The 19,269-nt window shown below is 55.8% G+C and carries 14 protein-coding genes and 1 tRNA gene; 10 read left to right on the forward strand and 5 right to left on the reverse strand.

The features are described 5' to 3' along the window. Nucleotides 1–701 precede the first annotated feature (701 nt). The 6 genes from glgX (at nt 702) to ABEA92_RS02105 (ending at nt 5,869) form a co-directional block, all read left to right on the forward strand. A complete protein-coding gene (gene glgX / locus ABEA92_RS02080) occupies nt 702–2,804 on the forward strand; it encodes a glycogen debranching protein GlgX (RefSeq protein ID WP_345682135.1) in 2,103 nt (700 codons plus the stop codon). Between the two features lie 338 nt (nt 2,805–3,142). Beyond that, nucleotides 3,143–3,775 carry a ClpP family protease gene (locus tag ABEA92_RS02085; protein ID WP_345682136.1) on the forward strand — a complete coding sequence of 211 codons (633 nt, stop codon included), beginning with the start codon at nt 3,143–3,145 and terminating at the stop codon, nt 3,773–3,775. Between the two features lie 94 nt (nt 3,776–3,869). Next, nucleotides 3,870–4,460 (forward strand): ATP-dependent Clp endopeptidase proteolytic subunit ClpP, encoded by a 591-nt coding sequence (gene clpP, locus ABEA92_RS02090; RefSeq protein ID WP_008708435.1) that lies wholly within the window; start codon nt 3,870–3,872, stop codon nt 4,458–4,460. A gap of 79 nt (nt 4,461–4,539) precedes the next feature. Next, nucleotides 4,540–4,612 (forward strand) — tRNA-Glu (locus tag ABEA92_RS02095). A gap of 252 nt (nt 4,613–4,864) precedes the next feature. Next, nucleotides 4,865–5,329: a DUF1579 domain-containing protein gene (locus ABEA92_RS02100; protein ID WP_345682137.1), complete on the forward strand. Its 465-nt coding sequence runs from the start codon at nt 4,865–4,867 to the stop codon at nt 5,327–5,329. Nucleotides 5,330–5,383: 54 nt separating this feature from the next. Continuing rightward, nucleotides 5,384–5,869: an SRPBCC family protein gene (locus tag ABEA92_RS02105; RefSeq protein WP_345682138.1), complete on the forward strand. Its 486-nt coding sequence runs from the start codon at nt 5,384–5,386 to the stop codon at nt 5,867–5,869. Here ABEA92_RS02105 and trhA read toward each other — a convergent pair. Continuing rightward, entirely contained in the window at nt 5,843–6,547 is a 705-nt protein-coding gene (gene trhA, locus ABEA92_RS02110; protein ID WP_345682139.1) for a PAQR family membrane homeostasis protein TrhA, read from the reverse strand. The genes ABEA92_RS02105 and trhA overlap by 27 nt on opposite strands. After that, nucleotides 6,496–7,428 (reverse strand): alpha/beta hydrolase, encoded by a 933-nt coding sequence (locus ABEA92_RS02115; RefSeq protein ID WP_345682140.1) that lies wholly within the window; start codon nt 7,426–7,428, stop codon nt 6,496–6,498. Before ABEA92_RS02115 ends, trhA begins: the two co-directional genes overlap by 52 nt. 176 nt (nt 7,429–7,604) lie before the next feature. Between ABEA92_RS02115 and ABEA92_RS02120 the strand changes: the two genes are divergently transcribed. Continuing rightward, complete coding sequence (locus ABEA92_RS02120; protein ID WP_345682141.1) at nt 7,605–8,972, forward strand: hypothetical protein; 1,368 nt, start codon at nt 7,605–7,607, stop codon at nt 8,970–8,972. 206 nt (nt 8,973–9,178) lie between these two features. Then, nucleotides 9,179–10,255: a mannose-1-phosphate guanylyltransferase gene (locus ABEA92_RS02125; protein WP_345682142.1), complete on the forward strand. Its 1,077-nt coding sequence runs from the start codon at nt 9,179–9,181 to the stop codon at nt 10,253–10,255. A gap of 119 nt (nt 10,256–10,374) precedes the next feature. Here the strand turns inward: ABEA92_RS02125 and ABEA92_RS02130 are convergent, their stop codons facing one another. The 3 genes from ABEA92_RS02130 to ABEA92_RS02140 form a co-directional block, all read right to left on the reverse strand. Beyond that, a complete protein-coding gene (locus tag ABEA92_RS02130) occupies nt 10,375–11,154 on the reverse strand; it encodes an Ig-like domain-containing protein (RefSeq protein ID WP_345682143.1) in 780 nt (259 codons plus the stop codon). 433 nt (nt 11,155–11,587) lie between these two features. Beyond that, nucleotides 11,588–11,842: a DUF202 domain-containing protein gene (locus ABEA92_RS02135; RefSeq protein ID WP_345682144.1), complete on the reverse strand. Its 255-nt coding sequence runs from the start codon at nt 11,840–11,842 to the stop codon at nt 11,588–11,590. Further along, nucleotides 11,839–16,242: an FHA domain-containing protein gene (locus tag ABEA92_RS02140; RefSeq protein ID WP_345682145.1), complete on the reverse strand. Its 4,404-nt coding sequence runs from the start codon at nt 16,240–16,242 to the stop codon at nt 11,839–11,841. The genes ABEA92_RS02135 and ABEA92_RS02140 overlap by 4 nt, the downstream gene beginning before the upstream one ends. 821 nt (nt 16,243–17,063) lie before the next feature. Here ABEA92_RS02140 and ABEA92_RS02145 point away from each other — a divergent pair. Together ABEA92_RS02145 and ABEA92_RS02150 are read left to right on the forward strand one after the other, a co-directional pair. Next, nucleotides 17,064–17,477: a TraR/DksA family transcriptional regulator gene (locus ABEA92_RS02145; protein WP_345682146.1), complete on the forward strand. Its 414-nt coding sequence runs from the start codon at nt 17,064–17,066 to the stop codon at nt 17,475–17,477. A 407-nt stretch (nt 17,478–17,884) separates the two neighbouring features. Next, on the forward strand, nt 17,885–19,153 hold the full coding sequence (locus ABEA92_RS02150; RefSeq protein WP_345682529.1) for a S1C family serine protease: 1,269 nt from the start codon (nt 17,885–17,887) through the stop codon (nt 19,151–19,153). The last annotated feature ends 116 nt before the right edge of the window (nt 19,154–19,269 follow it).

Genomic DNA, 19,269 nt, shown 5'->3' on the forward strand with positions numbered 1-19,269 from the left:
GCGGAGCAACGAAACGCGACCTGCTTTCGCGTCCACCGGCTGACTTGGCTCGCGTTCGTTGTTCCGTTTTGTGGTGCCGCGTCTCTGCCCTTTCGTGTTCTTCGGCGTCCATTTCCCAGACGACCGGCTCCGGATGCCGAAGTAGCAGCCAAACCGCAACGACGCTGGCGTGGTCGCATTCCGTTCGAGGGCGATAAAGGACGGCCTACGACCTTTGGCTAGGATGGGGGCACCTAAGCAAGCCTCCTTGGTGCTCCCCGCATTGCTTTTCCGCTATGATTCTTCTCATTAATCATCAACGTTTCTCTAATTCACCTGGGAGGTTTCTTTGTTACGGAATCGCTAGATGGCGCTTCACACACGGCCACGTCGGGAAAAGTCAGACACGAATCGTCTTTCTCCGGCAAGCATGTAGAGGCGTGGTAGGTTTGATTCGTTAGCGACCTGGACCGATTTATCCGTTTAGTCCCCTGGTGCGGAAGCATTGGGAACTAGTTTGAAATGAAAGTTCATCGCCAACGTCATAGACAAACGATAAGGCACTTCAGACAGCAGTGAAATATCGGCCCCCCAATGACTCAAATGGACGCAGCGAGGTGGAGCGTCCCGCTCGAGCAAGCCAATTAAATCGAGGCATGGGGGCCTTCGTCTTCGCCACTGTACTGAAAGCGTCTAGCTTCTTTGATAGAGGAACCTGCAATATGCTCATGAAACAGCCGTGCCCCGATCAGCAATTTGCTTACCAAGCCCCTTACGGCGCGACACTGCAGGACACTGGCGTTCAGTTTTCTGTATTCAGCCGTTCGGCAACCGCGATGCGATTGTTGCTGTACAACAAAGTCAACGATCGTGAACCGAGCGAGGTGATCGAGTTTGACCCGGTCAATGATCGACGTGGTGATATCTGGAGCATGCATGTTCCGGGTCTCACGCATGGTCAACTTTACCACTACCAAGCGAGCGGTCCTTGGGATCCTCAGCACGGACATCGATTTGATTCATCGGCGCGTCTGATCGACCCTTACGCCCAAGCGTTGGCAGGGACTTACTTGCCAAGCAAGGACGGCGTGGTTCGTCCTCCGAAATGTGTTGTGATCGAAGACACATTTGATTGGGAAGGCGATCGCCATCTGCGTCACGAGATGAGCGAAACGGTGATCTATGAGATGCACGTTCGTGGATTCACCAAGAGCCGAACGGCGAAGGTCAAAACCGCGGGCAGCTACCTCGGGGTGATCGAGAAGATCCCGTACCTCAAATCGTTGGGGATCACGGCGGTTGAATTGATGCCCATCAACGAATTTCCGATTCGCGATCCACACGGCAAAAAGTTAGAGCGGCCGAACTATTGGGGTTACGACCCGATGGCGTTCTTCTCGCCTCATCGCGGTTACGCACATAGCAAGACCCCGGGTGCGCAGGTTGTCGAATTCAAACAGATGGTCAAGGCGCTGCATGCGGCAGGAATCGAAGTCATTTTGGATGTGGTGTTCAACCACACGTGCGAAGGCAACGAGCATGGTCCGACGATTTCCTTCAAGGGACTCGAGAATCAAGTCTATTACATCCTTAGCGAAGGCCAGCACTACTCAAATTACTCGGGTTGTGGCAACACGCTCAACGGGAACCATCCCGTTGTCCGTGAAATGATTTTCCACTGCTTGCGTCACTGGGTTTACAACTACCACGTCGATGGATTCCGTTTTGACTTGGCCAGTATCCTCAGCCGCGACACCAAGGGGAACTTGATTCCGAACCCGCCGATGGTCGAAATGATCGCCGAAGATCCGATGCTTGCGAACACCAAAGTGATCGCCGAAGCATGGGATGCCGCCGGAGCGTATCAGGTGGGATCGTTTGGCAACCATCGCTGGGCCGAGTGGAACGGTCGTTACCGTGACGACGTTCGTGGTTTTTGGCGAGGGGATGGCGGAACGCTTGGTTCGTTGGCAACACGTTTGGCCGGTAGCAGCGATTTGTACGAGCATGCTGGACGTCCGCCACACTGCAGCATCAACTTCATCACCAGCCATGATGGTTTCACGATGAACGACTTGGTGTCGTACAAAGAGAAGCACAACTTGGCCAATGGCGAAGACGGTCGTGACGGTGACAACCACAACATCAGCGACAACTATGGCGAAGAAGGTCCGTCACGCAAGAAAGGTGTGCAGACGATCCGCGAGCGTCAAATTCGCAACATGTTGACCACGTTGTTGCTCAGCCAGGGCGTCCCGATGTTGGTCAGCGGTGACGAATGTCGACGAACTCAGAAGGGGAACAACAACGCCTATTGCCAAGACAACGAGATCAGTTGGTTTGATTGGCGATTGGTCGACAAGAACGCCGACATGGTTCGCTTTGTCAGATCGCTGATCGAATTCCGCAAGGCCCAACCGACCGTGCGTCGCCGCGAATTTTTGACCGGACAACCTGTTGATGGGCGAATGATTCCCGACGTCTCGTGGTATTCCCCGGCGGGAACGCCGCTGGATTGGGGGCAACACGAATTGGCGATGGTCGCCTACATCGCGGCACCAAACCTGCGGGACGATCCCAACGGCATTGGCCGAGATGTCGTCATGATGTTCAACAGCACCGGACAAAACCGCGAATTCATGCTGCCCGAAGTGGGACGTGGATTGAAGTGGAACCTGTTTGTCGACACGGCTGCGGAATCACCCAACGAGATTTTCCCCAAGCTGAATGGACCGATGCCACCGAGCGACCGGGTGATCGACGTGCCTTGCCACTCGTTGAAGATCTACGTCAACCAGATCGACACGCCACTAGCGGGCTCCTAATCGAGCGAATGTGCGGGGCGAAAGTGAGATCGCGGGGGTGACCACCCGCTAGGTCCTCTAAAAATCGATCTGCATCGCCGCCGTCCTTCTTTTGCCAACCGCCTCGAGTCACCTAAGGGAGACCCGAGGCGGTGGTATTTTGCTAGCACTGCAAAACAACGTTTTTCCCGCAATAGGCCGTCTGTAAATGGCGGCCGCGGGTCAACCCGTCTTGCCATCTTTGCAATAATCACGAACACTAGACACGAGACACCCTGACCTCGTCTTCCACCAAGTAGAAGTCACCGGGGGATTGCCGCAAAAATCCGGCCCCCCCTCACTGCACTGAAAGAGATTGCATGAACCATTCCCCCCTTCACGAACTTTCCAATAGCCATTCGTACCAGAGCTATCAACGCCAGCGTCAATTGACCCTTGGCGATTTGCTTTTGGAAAACCGCATCGTGTTTCTGCAAGGCGAGATTCACTATGCCAATGCCAACGACGTGGTAATGAAGCTGCTTTACCTGCAGAGCGAAAACCGTCGCAAGGACATCCACTTTTACATCAATTCGCCCGGCGGATCGGTCACCGCCACGTTGGCGATTTACGACACGATGCAGATGTTGTCGTGCCCGGTCGCGACGTACTGTGTCGGCGAAGCGTGCAGCGGCGCCGCAGTCTTGCTGGTCGGCGGAACGCAGGGCAAGCGGTTCTGTTTGCCCAACAGCCGCGTGATGATGCATCAGCCAATGGGTGGCGTCGGCGGTCAAGTCAGTGACATTGAGATCCAAGCCGCTGAAATGTTCCGCTACCGTGACGTCTTGAACAAGATCATCAGCAAGCACAGCGGCCAATCGGTAGAAAAGATTTCGCAGGATACCGACCGCGACTTCTTCCTCGGTGCCGAAGAAGCGAAGACGTACGGGCTTGTCGACGACATCTTGGTCAAGCCACCTGCGGACGACAACGATGACGACGACACTCCCTAGTCAGCCAAACGAGCCCCTCAGTGAAAGCTCGCTCGGACGACGTCGTCATTTTATCTGAATCTAACTGCCTCCATACTGTCGAAAGTTTATAAGCATGCCAATCATTCCCTACGTTGTCGAAAAAAGCGGACGCGAAGAACGCGTCTATGACATCTACAGCCGACTGCTCAAAGACCGGATCATCTTCCTCGGCCAACAAGTCGACGACCAAATCTCGAACGCCTTGGTCGCGCAAATGTTGTTCCTTCAATCGGACGACCCCAAAGCCGATATCCACATGTACATCAACAGCCCCGGTGGCAGCATCACCGCAGGCATGGCGATCTACGACACAATGCAATTCGTCTCCTGTGACGTTGCAACCTACTGCATCGGCCAAGCCGCATCGATGGGAGCCGCATTGTTAACCGCCGGTGCGAAGGGCAAACGCTACGCGCTTCCCAACGCGCGGATCATGATTCACCAACCGCTTGCGGGGATGCAAGGCACCGCACGTGAAGTCGAGATTCACGTCGAAGAATTGCGCCGGATCAAGAAGCGGATGAACGAATTGATGATCGAGCACACCGGTCACTCGCTTGAAAAGATCGAGCAGGACACCGATCGCGACCGTTTCATGTCCGCCGACGAAGCCTGCGATTACGGCTTGATCGACAAGGTGGTCCACAAAGCGGGCCAAGTGTAATCAGGGCCGCAGCTGCGGCCAAAACGACAACGGCAAATCAATGCGGCAACTTCGTTTGCCGCTGATCCGATTGTCGGCCGCCCCCTTCGTCTAGCGGCCCAGGACGCCGGACTCTCAGTCCGGAAACAGGGGTTCGAATCCCTTAGGGGGTACTCAGGCCTGTATTGGGCCTGAGCCAACCTAATCCGCCAATCGTAGGCGTGTGCATCGAACTGGGACGGGTCCACAAAACCGTCCCGTCTTTGTTCGCACCGCCATTCTTTTCATCGATCTTGGCTGCGATCTGCGTTATGCTTTTAGCAGAACGTGCATCGCCCCCCATTTTGCGGAGGCATCGCTTCGACCGCATTGCTACCGCTCGAGGGCGTTCTCTTTTTTTGTTTCTTGATCCAAGGAGACTCGGCATGCCTCACAAATCCTTGTTTGCAAAGATGAAAGGCAAGTGGGAAGGCACCTGTCGAACTTGGTTTCAACCCGGGCAAATTGCTGACGAATCGCCGATCCGTGGTGAGATCACGTCAGTCCTGGACGGCTGCTTTCTTCGCCATACCTATCAAGGTTCGATCCAAGGCAAACCGCGTAGCGGCGAGGAATTGATCGCCTTCAATGTGATCTTACAGACCTTCCAGTGCTCGTGGATCGATGACTTTCACATGAACGAAGCGATCATGTTTTCTCAGGGCCCGCTATCCAAGCACGGCTTTTGCGTGTTCGGTGAATACGACGTGGCGATCAACCATCCCAAATGGGGCTGGAAAACGGAGTACGAATCCCATGATGACGACCACCTGATGATCACGGCGTACAACGTTCACCCCGAAGGCATGGAAGCCAAGGCGGTCGAAACGATCTACCACCGGATACACTGAATCGATTCCACTCGAAATCGCACTGTTTTTTTCCTCCGCACAGCGGCCCCTTTCATGCAGAACACAACCAGCATCCTGATCGACCGAAACATTGACGACGTTTTCCGGCTGACTCACCAGCACGTGGCCGAATGGAGCATCATTGTGGTCGAGGACGAAGTGATTGAAGAAAAACCAGGCGGTGTGGGAACCACGTTCCGCACGGTCACCGAGGATCACGGCAAACGAATGGAATTCGCCGGCGTCGTGACGCGTTGCGAACCGCCCTACGTTCACGCGGTTCATTTGACAGGCAAGATGTTCGACATCGATGCCGAGTACGTCTTTAACGAATCAAACGGTCGCACCCGCGTGACTCAGCGGGCCACCGTGACCGGCAACGGCGTATTTCGATGGTTCATGCTGCTGTTGGGTTGGGCGATGAAGCGGTCGCACTGTAAAGCCAGTGAACAGGAAATGGAAAGCTTGAAACGGTTCTGCGAAACCGAAGCCCGCAGCGACCACGCTCAGACCCTACAGCGTGTACCACCAAATACCTAAAAAGTGCGAGGTCGCGGCCATCATCACAAACAGATGCCAACCGGCATGCAGGTACTTGATCCGCGAATCGTTAACCAACAACACCACCCCGATTGAATACAACACGCCGCCGGTGATCATCAACGACACGAGCGGCGCTGGAACGTAGCCTGCCAACGGGATCGCCGGTAACCAACCGAGCAACAGATACGAGATGGTGCCAATTGAATTGATGCGGTGTCGCAGCAGGACTTTGCCCAAGAAACCGGCAGCGGCTGCGACCCAAATCGTGATTAACAAAGGATCCCGAACGCCATCGGGCGCATGGGCGTAGATGATCGGTGTGTAGGTCCCCGAGATCATCGTATAGATCATCGCTTGGTCCCAGGCCCGCAGATTATCGAGCATCGGTTGCCGAAAAATCAGATGCGATAACGTCGATGAAACGAACGTACCGATCACCGACGTCATGTAGGCGGCCGCAGCAATCGCAGTCCCCACGCTGATGTCCAATGCCGCACGCACTAGAAATGCGGCAGCGATCGTCGACACGATCGCTGCAATTCCATGCGTCAACGCGTTGGCCCATTCTTCGTCGAGCTTGACCGGCGCCTCTCCGACGTCCAACCCTTTGGATTCCGTCGTTTTTACTTGATCCACTGCAGATCCCGCATCCAAAGAGTAAGCAATTCGGGCCATGCATCGGTTTCCTGATCATTGGGACGCGAACCGAACCCGTGCCCTCCGCTGCCAAACACATGCAGCGCCGCGTTGATGTTGTGCTTTTGCAATTCGGTAAACAAAGTCACGCTTCCCAAACAGCTAATGCGATCATCGCGAGCGTGGGCGAAAAACATCGGCGGCGTGTTTTCCGTCACCTGAATATCCTCGATCAAACGAGAGGAATCGTCCTTTTCGACAAGCCATGCAGGATAGACCAACACGGCGAAATCGGGAACGAACTTCGCTTGGTCATGTTTATCGATTGCGGAATAAAATCGTTGGCTTGCCGTCGCCGCGCGAGCCGATGCGTTTCCTCCGGCGGAAAATCCGAGCACGCCCACTCGCTTGGCCGAAACACCTTCGACCGCGCCGCTGCGGACCAAGCTGATCGCGCGTTGGATGTCCTGGACCGCCGGCTTCCAATTCTCTTCTTCGCTACGAGTCGGAACGCGGTATTTTAGCACCACGGCGGTGACCCCAATCTCTTGGAGCCATTCGGCGATCTCGGTCCCTTCCAAATCCCATGCCAAAATCGAATAGCCGCCGCCAGGACAAACCACAATCGTCGTATCGGACTTCACATCGGCCTTGGGCTGGTACACATACAACTGAGGCGTGGAAACATTTCCGATGCGGGTCACGTATTTTCCCGCGACCTGACGGCTGTTCTCATCGCTGGTGTCCTTTTCAGCTTCGCTGGGCGGGGTCCACGCGGGAGGCTCGCTCGGCCAAACGTTGACGATCGCATTGGGTGACGCCGTGTTGGTGGCGGTTGCGGCAGCAGGGTGCTCGGCTCGAACCGCCCCCGTCGAAATGAGCAAACCGAGGGCGATCACGCAGCAGGTCATGTTTTTCATGGATGTCTCGCAGGTTGAGCAAAGAAACGATAGCAATTCATTCGAGAGGCAGGCGTGCAATTGTCCTCGCCCGACCCCGGATCAGGCAACCCGCCAGCGAAAAAGATACACTAAGATTACGGTTGTATTACATCCATCGCGATTAAAACCAAGGTTCGAAGCGGGGTACCCTGGTCGTGCCCGATGACCTCGCCGCCAATTTAGAACGACGGCTCCACCGGCTCGAAGTCTGCGCTGCGATTTCGCTGCATGCGTCGGAAATCCATCCACGCGACGCTCTCGCCGCCCCTGGGGTGCTGGTGGGCGTGACCGCCAGCCGGCTTGGTCGCGATCCCCATCTGCATCGCCGAGTGTGTCAATTTTTGTCGCGGCGGATGCTCGATCTTCGTCAAAGTCAATCAACGTTGCTGGTCGCAGCGGGTTCGGCGATTGAACCGCTGGCCGCCCGTGCCGCCGAACTGTTTGATGTCCCGATCATTCACTTGGTGGTGTCTTCGGATGATTCGAGCGATCATGATCCTGCGAGGGTTTGCCGAATTGAATCAAGCGAACCGCTCTCGCGAGACGCGGTATTGATTGGCATCGCCGATCGCGTCGACGCGGTCTACATACGCCCAGGCGGCAAGATCGACAGCTCTCTTCGCTCGCGAATCACCGCATTACGAGATCCATCGACACGCGTCGCTGTGATCACCGACGTCCCGTCGGCAGCGGTCGAGTTGATTGCCCAAGGCGCGATCGGTTGGTACATGGCCCGGCTTGACCGTTCCCATCATGGGCAATCGCCCACCGGGGATCAGTCGGCGACAACATCGGATTCTAGCGATTCGGGTCTAGGCAACTCGAGCTTGGGCAATTCGGGTCTCGGTGTCTCAGCGGAGGACCATGCAAGTCGACATCTTCACTTGAGCCATGACACGGGCTGGACACGCTCGGACGGTCAATGGCTGACGCACACCACTCGCAGCTGCGACGGCCCCTGGCCAGGGCAAACCGAGCATCAATACCAAGACGAACTGCTATTAAATCGGCCTGTCGACAGTGAATCAACTGACGCGGACCATGGCCCGCTGCAAACCCTGGCCCGCATCGTGCGAAGCGGCGTGATCGCTGCGAACGCGATCACCAGCTCGAAAAAGTATCCTGTGGTTTGTTTCTCGGAAGTCCCCTTGGCCGATCGTCTGCACCACCGCAAATTCCGCTCGCACCTTGGCCGCTGGGACGACGAACCGTATGGAATAGCGATCCGGTTGGAAGCCGCCAAGCGACTTGGATTCAAACCGGTCATCTATGGCGATCCGAAACAGCGAAAACAAATTGCCACGGAAGACCAATATCGCTTTCAAGCCAAAGGGAAAACGTTCGATTGGACACGCGAGCGGGAATGGCGATCGGACCGCTCGGTCGACCTGACGCAATTGAATCGAGATGACGTACGAATCTTTCTACCCTCGGCACAGGAGGCCGAAACGCTGCGTCCGATTGCCGATTGGCAAATCACGCTGTTGGGTGACGACGCCGACCGAGCCGGCCCGCCCCCATAGCGTGTGAATTTTTCGAGAAGGATCAAACGAGCAAATTTGGCGGGCAAGTTTTGGCGGGCTGATTATTCAGGGGCTCGGGTTTGCAGGAGCTCGGTGGCGTTTCAAAAGCCTCCATTTTTGTCTACGCTGTGCAGCAAACGTATTTTACAGGCATTGACGGCAAACCCAGCACGTCACGGTTGCATCCTTCACCAGAGAAACAAATCATGCTTCATGCAGTGATCATGGCCGGCGGTAGCGGCACAAGATTTTGGCCAGCCAGTCGAACGCTTCGCCCCAAGCAACTATTAACGCTGCACGGGGACCGCACAATGATCCAATCGACCATTGACCGACTGGGGGACTTGGTTCCTGCCTCGCGACAAATGATTGTCACCAACAAGGTCCTAGTCGATGCGATTGCAGAGCAATTGCCGTCGCTGTTACCTAAAAACATCGTCGGCGAACCGTGCAAACGAGACACGGCCCCGTGTGTCGGTTTGGCAGCCGCGCTGGTTCATCACGAGGATCACGACGCAATCATGGCAGTCATGCCGTCGGATCACGTGATCACATCGCACGAAGCGTTCCAAGCGGCCATTGCCGCAGGCGAAGCGTTGATCAAGGAAGACCCAACACGAATTGTCACCTACGGAATTCCACCCAAGTATGCTGCTGAATCGTTTGGCTATGTGGAACGTGGCGAACCGATCACCGCAGAGGGCGCATCGGTATTCCAAGTCAAACAGTTCCGTGAAAAGCCCGATGCCGAAACGGCTCGTCGTTACGTCGATGCCGGATCGTTCTATTGGAACAGCGGCATTTTCTTGTGGCGAGCGTCGACCATCCTCGAGGCGTTACAGAAAAACGAGCCCGAGATGTACTCGCACATCGCCGCGATCGCGGATCGCATTGGCAAAGCGGACTATGCCGAAACCCTCGAAAAAGAGTTTGCGGCGATTCAGGGCAAATCGATCGACTATGCCGTGATGGAACAATACCCGAACGTGGTCGTGATCGAAGCCGAGTTCCCGTGGGATGACGTCGGCAGTTGGCAAGCGTTATCGCGTTTGCATCAAGCGGACGAGGCTGGTAATACCGTGGTCGGTTCGCACGTTGGCATCGACAGCCAAGGCTGCATCATCAACACCCATGATGGCCATACTGTGGTCACGATCGATGTGGATGATTTGATCGTTGTTCAAACCCCAGATGCCACCTTGGTTGCCCCCAAACACGCTGAAGAACGCGTCCGCGAAGTCGCAAAACAGCTGAAAGATAAGGGTCTCGAAGGACTGCTATAACCCGCACGATCCACGGCTCGTGAAACGGGCTGTGACAGCGTCAGGCTGCGACAAGGCCAAGCCGTGACAGCATGGCCGCATGGACACAAGACGCGAAACACAAGACGCGGGGGATCAAACTACAGTTTATCGCCTTGTGTATAGTCTTTCGCCCTCGTGTCGAGTTCAAAATGCAGACCGTCCGAGGTGGTCTTGGAGCGAACGTCTTCTAACATCAACGAGCGATTTCCTTTCGGACGCTCGACAACAATCCGCGCACGATCCAGATCCCCTGGAACCGAATAGTATGCAAATTTGCCCTCGTCGTCGGTCAACTCTGGAGCCCACCGCGAGAACAATTGATCCATCGAAGTCGGCTTCGAGCTGATCGTTACAAACGCCTTCGCCAGCGGTTTTCCGTTCACCAGAACGCGACCGGTAACTTTGATCGCTTTTTCCATTTGCAAAGTGATCTGTGGCTCGTCCTTCGCTTTTGCAGTGAGCAAGTGGTAGGCCGAACGGAAACGCCGACCGCGCTCGTATAACGCCTGCAAGAACTGCTCTCGTGCCAGCGGATCCGCTGGCGCATCGTCAACCATTTCCATGATCTCTTCGGTCTTCAACTCGGCACGAAGCGCATGCACTCCTGCCAGCGTCCAGGCAACGTCGTAGAGCGACAATTCGCAGCGGCCATCGGCGTCCGTCGTTTGCGGCGCCGCCAGTTCCATCGGCACGCGAAATTCCTTTCCGTTCTGATGAACGATCTGCTGATAGCGAGCGACCACTGATGCGTCGGCAACCGGGTCTCCCTGTGCGTCCACCACCCGTATCGAAATCCGATTCCGTCCATCCGCGAAAGCGTCGGCTGGAATCGCAAGCAACAGAATTGAGATCGAAATCAAACGAACTGGAAACCTCATGACACCGCCTCCGAGGAAGATTCAAATGTCATCCCGGCCGCTTCCTCGAAACGACCGTCGACATTCCTGATGGCCCCGAGACGATTTTAGCCAATCCTGCGGCGACAAGGCAAATTTTCGCATCAACGTTTCGCATGTGTGCTACCTCGACGTATCCGCTACCGGGCAGATGGCCCAATGCGAGCTATTTTCGTAGCGGGGCGCCGTGGGCCCAATGCCATCTACTTTGGCCCTAACCGAGTGTTTTTATAGCGGAGCGGCGCGAGCCGCCCGGTGGCAGCGAGTAGAACGTTCGATATTGATCGGCCGAGGCCCCGCGCCGCACCGCTACAGAATCCAGCCGGCTAGTGCGACCGCAGTTGACGCGAACGTGTTCACTCGAAATTCTCGATCGCAACACGTTTACAGGAAGCGAGAAGATTTTGGGAAGAGCTCACTCCGAGTGCAATCGGCGGCTTAGCTTGGTGAAGCGGACGACACCGATCACGCCGATGATAAATCCCGCCACGATGAGCGGCCAAGCGATGATGTGATAGATTAGCGTGACCGAAAAGAACTGCAGAATCGAAACTCCGGTGCCTGAGACCATCAACGCGGTTCGCCCATAAGCCAACAACGTGCGTTCGTTGGCCAGATCGGTGCGTATCAAGTTCAGTTCCTCACCGGAGACTTCTGTGTGTTCGCTCATGACTTCTTGGGTTTGACGGCAAGGTCTAGCTTGGCTTCGAGTCTGGCCGCCATCTCAGCCTGTTCCTTGAGCTCTTCTTCGGTTGGGCCGGATTGTTCCTGTTCGCGAGCTGCGTCCTCTTCGATCGCCTTCAACCGTTTCTTTGCTTCGGATAGCAACACAATGCCTTCGTTGAAACAAACAAATCCGATCACCACGATCGCAATCGCTGCAATGTAGCGTAGCGACCAAGTGGTGAACATGATCATCGCAACCGCACAGAGAATCGCAACGCCGGTTTGAGCGAATTTTGACATCGCTTTAATTTGAGTGTCTCGCGTTTGCACACGCGTGCTTCGCGAGATCGCATTGCGAGCCGATTGGTTGGCCAATTCTCGCATCGCCGACAAATTGCTCGTTTTCTCAGGAGCTTGCGAGCGTGGGACCATCGGTTCATCGGGATCGATGTAAGCCGAATCGTCCGCTTCGACCGTGGTTGCCACGGCCGTCGTGGTTCCAAGGGCCGTCGCGGTCGCCGAGGAACGGGTGTCCGTTACCGAGGTCGAGGCTTGGGTCGACTTGCTGACCGTTTTCGATTCGGTCGGCTGCGTTGATTCACCTTGGACCCGTTTTAACAAACGGTTCATATAGGCTTCGATGGAATCCTCATCGTCTTCGGCGTCTTGCGATGCAGTCGATTGTGTGTCGGAAACGACGGTTTCGCTCGACATCACGGTTGCGTCGTCCGCGACCGCAGCATCCTCGTCGATTTCTTCCTGGTCGGACTCACCAAGGTTATACGGATCGCGGTGGTGCTCTTCGATCCCGTACTCACCGCTACCGTCGGTGGCCGCTGCATCATGATCCTCGACATCGTCGGTCGACGGGTGATCGTCGAATCGTTCGCCCGAATCGATGCGAGCGTCGCTGGCGGCGTCCAAGGCATCGACGCTGGATTGATTCAGCATCGCATCTTCGACGCTGGCTTCGTCATCGATGGCATCCTGCGAATCCTGATACGACCAAGCACGGGTGTGTTCGACCGCGTCAGATTCGAGTGCTGGCTCGTCATACGAATCATCGGACTCCGATTGCGAATCGTGATCCAATGCTTCGACTTCGCCGAACATCGAGGTCACTTCAACCTCTTCGCCCGGCTCGGATGATTCGTCGTAACCGGTTGGCGAATGCACGTCATCTGAGTCGTCCGCATCGTGTGCAGCATCCCGGTGATCCCATGGCTGAGATTCGTACGACGCGTTATCCGCTTCGATGTCTTGGATCAACTGACTCGCCAACGACCCCATCGATGCATAGGGATCATCGACGTTATCGTCTTGATCGTCCGACAATGCCTCAGCCTCGTGATCGTGGTCCGATTCGAGGTTATCTTCCGCGTCATGATGCTCAGCCGAATCGTCATACTGCGACGAATCATCGCGTTGGTAGTCGCTGTGAAGTGAAGACCAAATGTTTTCAACTTCGGAGCTTTCGTCAACCGCGTGCTCCGCGGTGTCGTCGTCCATAGCGACAACGTCCTCGTCCACGCTGTCCGAATCGGTAGCGACCGCCACTTCTTCGTCGATCAGTTGAGAAGGCGTCTTCCAAGTGCTGACGGAGACGTCGGTGTCGTCGTCTTCGTCGTAAGCGCGGTCTTCGCCATCGTCGTACGATGCGTTTTGCGGCGAGTCACCGGCGGTGGCCGATTCATCAAGCAATTGCGAAGGCGTCGCCCAGCTTACCGACGGGGACGCTTCGGATTGCAGATCGACCGAATCCTCTTCCAACCGTGCGTCACCGTTGGTTTCATTTGTGGGCTCGCTTGCGGGTTCATCGCGGAGCAATTCTGACGGCGTTCCCCAAACACTCGAGGTCACCTCTTCGGCGGCAGGCCTCTCTTCGAGGACAGACTCGTCATCGACGACATGGTCTTCGTCAACGCTAGAATCACGATCAACCGCATCACTGGAGTTTTCCGTTAAGCTCTCGGCAACGCCCTCTAATGCATCATCGACCGACGACTCGACCGCGTCGGTCGATTCTTCGATCAACCACTGAGCTTGCTCGCCAGGTGCCGCTGCCGATTCATGATCAAGAGGCTCACGATCTTGCAGTGCAGGCGTTTCGTAGGTCGGCCATGCCTCGTTATCGACATCATACGCCGACATCGATTCCGAATCGGTCTGTTCTGAATTGCCGAACGTGTCATCGAACGTCGGCTCTTCGCCAGCTTCGAAACCTACCGCGTCATGGTCGACCCAATCATCCGATGGAGTCTCGCTGGAGCTGGATCCTGCCAGCTCGCGATGGTCATCGAGGTCCGTTTCGCTGCTTGATTCAGCTTCGATGACCGAAGCTTCTTCGTTGTCCGCTTCGCTGATGCGGGACAATGGCGATACGTCGAGGGGGTTATCGAGACGGTTGTCACTGCTAGGGGTCAACCCCAGGGCAGGGTAGGGCGAAAGCGACGACGACTTGCTCGGCGGTGTATCGTACGCAGGGCTAGGACGATCGGCGAACGCGTCTTGCAGTTCCGCAATCGCTTCTTCGTATTGCGCCCGCATCCGGCTGAGCTGCTCAGTCGTCGCGCCCAATTCCGCAGAAACCAAATCGAATGCTTCGGAGGTCGGACGCACCTGGATTTCAGCCAGTGCTTGATCACGCTGTTTGGCAATTTCGTCAATTCGGTGAGTCACTTCGTTATTGACGTCACGCAGTTCCGCCAATTCGCGGTGGGCATTGGCGAGTTCGACCGACAACGCTTCGACCGATTGGTGCAGCTGTTCGGCTTCGGCCAACCAGCTGTTGCGATCCGCTTCGTGGCGTTCGCCGTTTTCCGCCAGCATCGTCTCGAGCTGCTGAATCGTTTCGCGAGCTTCGCCATAGTTATTCCGCAGTTCCGACGATTCTTCGCTGGCGCGAACCACCGTTTGCTGCAGCTCTTCGATTTGATCCCGCAATTGCTGAGCGACCACTTCGCTTTCGGCCACGATCCGTCGTTCGGATTCGCGTTGGCTGCGAATCGCTTCGAGTTCGCGTGTGATCTCTTCCAAACGCGCTTCCGCCTCGGCACGGAGCGACTCGCTCTTGGCCCGCTCTTGGATCGCTTCGTCGCGAGACGCTTCGAGTTCGCGTTGGATCCGGCGATGCTCTTCGCGGTTTTGGACCTCTTCGCGAGTCAGCACCTCTTGGTTTGCCGAGAGCATTTCAAGTTGTTCGTTCAACTTGTTGAACTGCTCACGCATGCGATGAATCGCATCGGTCGCGGTCTTGGCCTGCTGTTGCGACTGAGTCAGTTGTCGCGCAGCTTCTTCGACTTGGCGGCGATAATTGTCCTCGAGACTTTTGAATTCGATCTCTCGCTTGGCCAACATTCGCTGATTGGATTCATTTTCTTCGAGCAATCGCGCCACTTCGGCCTTCTTCTGCTCGTACTTGGTTTGAATCGTTCGCGCGTTGGATTCTTCCGACAACAATCGGGCTTCGCGTTTGTAGAGGTCTTCGGCGCGAGACCACAATTCGGTCTCACGACCACGCAGCTCGTGTTCACGCTGCGAGCAATGAGATTCACGACGCTCGCATTCCTCTTGACGTTTTCGCCATTGTTGGACTTCACGACGCAGCTGTTCTCGCCATGCAGCGTCCTCGGCCATGGGCACGTTGGGTGCAAAATCGCGTCGCGGCGTCGACGGAGCCGTGGTCATTCCCAGCGGCGAAGTCGGCCGAGACGAAGGGTAGACGCCGGCAGCGATCGTGCTATCGAGCTGTCCAAGATGGGCAATGTCGCGGGGGTTGCCGCTGCGGTCATTCGACGCCGCAATCGACGTGGTGACGCTGCGGTGGTGGAAACGGTCTGACGTGATCGATTGAGTACTGGTTTTGGTCGAAGCCAGCAACTCGAATTGATAGTTGCCGAGCCGCATCACGTCGCCGACGCTCAGCCTTGCTTCGGTCGTTCGTACGTGATTGACTTCGATCGGCACCGAGTAGGCACGAACAAGGATCTGATTGGCATCGCGGATCAACACCGCGTGCATCGGCCGCAGTGATCGATCGCCCAGCTGCACCGAACATCCGTGGGCGCTACCGAAGGTGTAACGGTTGCCGGTCAATCGCAAACGACGAACGGGCGAACCGGCGCTGATCACGCGGAATTCCATCGCCTCGGTTTCATCCGGCTTGCTTAGCAGACTCGTGCCCGACGCGGCCAGCGACGGAACTTGCCCCGAACTGACATCCAGTGTTTCGTAAGGAAACGCCAACTGGTCCTCGATCGTTTGCTGCGAGCGGAACAGCGAAGACGCGTCGCGAGGCTTCGCGGAATCCGCGTGCGACGCCGTGGACGATTCTTCTACCAAAGAACCAAAAGCGTAGTCGTCATTTGGAAAGGGAGCTGTATCGCTCGTGTGATCGGAATTCACCGTTCATGTCCCTTGCATCGTGGTATTAGCTAGTGGTTCGCAATTGCACTAGGTCCTGATCAATTCAGGCCACCGGATGGCAAGACTCCGCAAATTGAGAGTGAAGATCCGCATGCAATTGCTGGCAAACAGGGCGTACAGGGGTCCCCCCCCGGGGTCGCTTTGGGTTTGCACTGTATCTTCTTCGGATGTGAGGACTTATTACGGTTAATCTAATCGTGACGACGATGCCAATTTTATTGATTATCCCTTCGGTTGCCCGCCAAATTGGCAGCCAGCTCGGATTTGCTCAAGTGTGCAGCACACTTTGACCTAATACGCACCGCAAATGTCCTACGAAACGAAAATTCTATCGGGGGGCACGGACACGCTAAAACCGCTGTAATCGCGACTCGAAAGGGCGTGGAAGGATGAAAATGCTAGGAAATCAAATTCGGGAGGAAGACAATTTAGCCAAGCTTTCTATGATTGGGTCGAACTAAAGCCAGACCCGATAATTCGCTGAACTTTCGGAACGAAATGTGCGTAAAGGCGGGTTGAACCACTCAATCCCAATTATTTTGTGAGACACATCGTCGTTATCCGGTCCATTTATGGGTATCCTATGCCACCCACTGCTGCGGTTTGGTCGCATTGTTTGGCAGGGAACCGCAATATGACGCTGGAACCGGACAGACAATCGATCGCAAAAGCCCGATGCAAACGCGTTGGCGGGGCGGAGGACCGAGATGATCCACAGCAGTGATTAGCGAGTTTGGAGTTAGCCAATACGGTGCATCCACATTTAGGGCGCATCGATCCTATAGAGCGAGGTTACGAAGATGCCACGAAAAGACGCGTTGTTAAAGCTCCGAGAAAATCTGATCCGTCGCCGCGATGCATTAAGTCGTGCTTTGGCGGGTGACTTGAGCTTGTTGCAAGAGCTGCATCAACAAAAGACCGGTGACGTGCTTGACGCCGCAGCGGACACGATGCAAGACGAACTCAACAGCCAGCTGTTGGAAGTGGAAAGCCGCGAGCTGAGCGCAATCGAAGAAGCGATCATGCGAATGGAACAGGGTGGATATGGGGATTGTGTCGATTGCGGCAAACCGATTCCATTGACCCGTCTTCGTGCGATTCCATACGCAACCGAATGCATCGCATGCCGACGTAAATCCGAAATGTCCAGCGGCGCAGCCGGTGCGGTCAGTTGGAACCGAGTCTTCGAAGATGCCGAAGTCGACTCGGTCTAGCATGGCAAATTTAAGTCGCGGTGGTTGAAATTGATCCGGCCCTAGCGGTCGTGACAATTTGATTACCGAATTTGTGGATTGTAACCTTAGACGGCCGGACGAATGTTCGGCCGTTTTTTAATGCGCCGAGAGTACTAGTTCTGACGTATGAAGCGCACAGGGATGCCAGCAAATGAAGGAACAAAGCTCGCGCCCCCCCGAGGTCGATGCATACAATCACGTCGGCACCTCTCCATGCGATGACGTTCACCCATTATCGGCTCCTTCCAATCCCATACGACGCCATGAATCCAACCTCTTATCCTGCTGCGGAGACGGTTCGACACCCGACCGTTGCTGATCGTCGTTCTTGTCTCGCTCAGATGTGTGGTCAGGTATTGCCACGACGAACATCGTTGGTGGCGAGCATGGCGTGCGCGTTGGCATTTGGGATAACGTCCATTGGATTCGCACAGAACCCCACGATCATCAAACGCTCAATCGACTTCAGCCCTAAGTCGCCTTCGTACAGTGCCACCGATAGCGTGCCGACGCCACCCCATTTTTCAGGGCGTGAGTTTTCGGGGCGTGATTCTGCATCCCGGTCCGAGTCCGGCTACGCAGCCGATTCGGCTTATCAAGAGAACCGCTCGGTCAGCGTTCGTCGCCCATCGCTTGACGAGTCGACCGAACCGCTGATCGAAGATCAACGCGAACGTTTGTTCGATGAGCTGGCCGAAGAGTTCAGCATGTTCGATCGGTTAGGCAACCTCGTTCGCCGTGTGTCCACGTTGGTCAAACCCAGCGTGATCCATATCGAAGCTCACAAAACTGAAAAGAACGAATCCTACGACGAAGCCGGCGCCGGCGTTGTATTGCGGATCAACAATGAAACTTGGGTGATGACCAATCGGCACGTGATCGTCAGCGCCAGCCCAAAGCAGATCTTGTTGCGGACCAGCGATGGCCGCGAGTTTCATCCGGTCAAAGTTTTGTCAGACCCCAGCACCGATGTAGCGGTGATGAAGGTCAACGGTATCGACTTGCCGGCTGCGCGATTGGGTGATAGCGATTCGACCGAGATCGGCGATTTTGTGATTGCGATCGGCAGCCCCTTTGGGCTCAGCCACTCGGTCACGTTCGGCATCCTCAGTGCTAAGGGGCGTCGCGATTTATCACTTGGCGAACAACGCATTGATTTGCAGGATTTCTTTCAAACCGATGCGGCGATCAATCCGGGCAATAGCGGTGGTCCGCTGTTGAATCTGCGTGGCGAAGTTGTCGCGTTGAACACCGCGATTGCCAGCAGCAGTGGCGGCAGCGAGGGGATCGGGTTCGCGATCCCGATGAACATGGCCATCAAAGTCGCCGATCAATTGGTTCGCAACGGACATCTCCGGCGCGGTTACTTGGGCGTGACTCTTGACCCTGATTTTTCCGTCGCGGACCTTGCCGCCGCAGGTTACCGAGAAAAAGGAGGGGCGCTGGTGAAGAACGTTCGGCCTGGTTCGCCAGCCGAATTGGCTCACCTGCAGCGTGGCGACATCATCGTCGAATTTGACGGCAGCCCGGTGGAGAACGATGACCACTTGGTCGCTCGCGTCGGTTTGACTCCGATCGGTTCAAGCATTCCGATGATCATCTATCGTGATGGCAAGCGATACCGAACCGCGGTAACGTTGACGGATATGAATTAGTCCGAAGACAATCGGGTCGCGTTTGCAGTTGGCACTTTGGGCCGAGTGCCGTGTGACACCGGGTAATGCGTGCGTGGGCCCCGGCCGCTGACGCGTCGCGGCTCGATCGACCGCCC

This window comes from Novipirellula caenicola, assembly GCF_039545035.1.
GTDB classification, from domain to species: domain Bacteria; phylum Planctomycetota; class Planctomycetia; order Pirellulales; family Pirellulaceae; genus Novipirellula; species Novipirellula caenicola.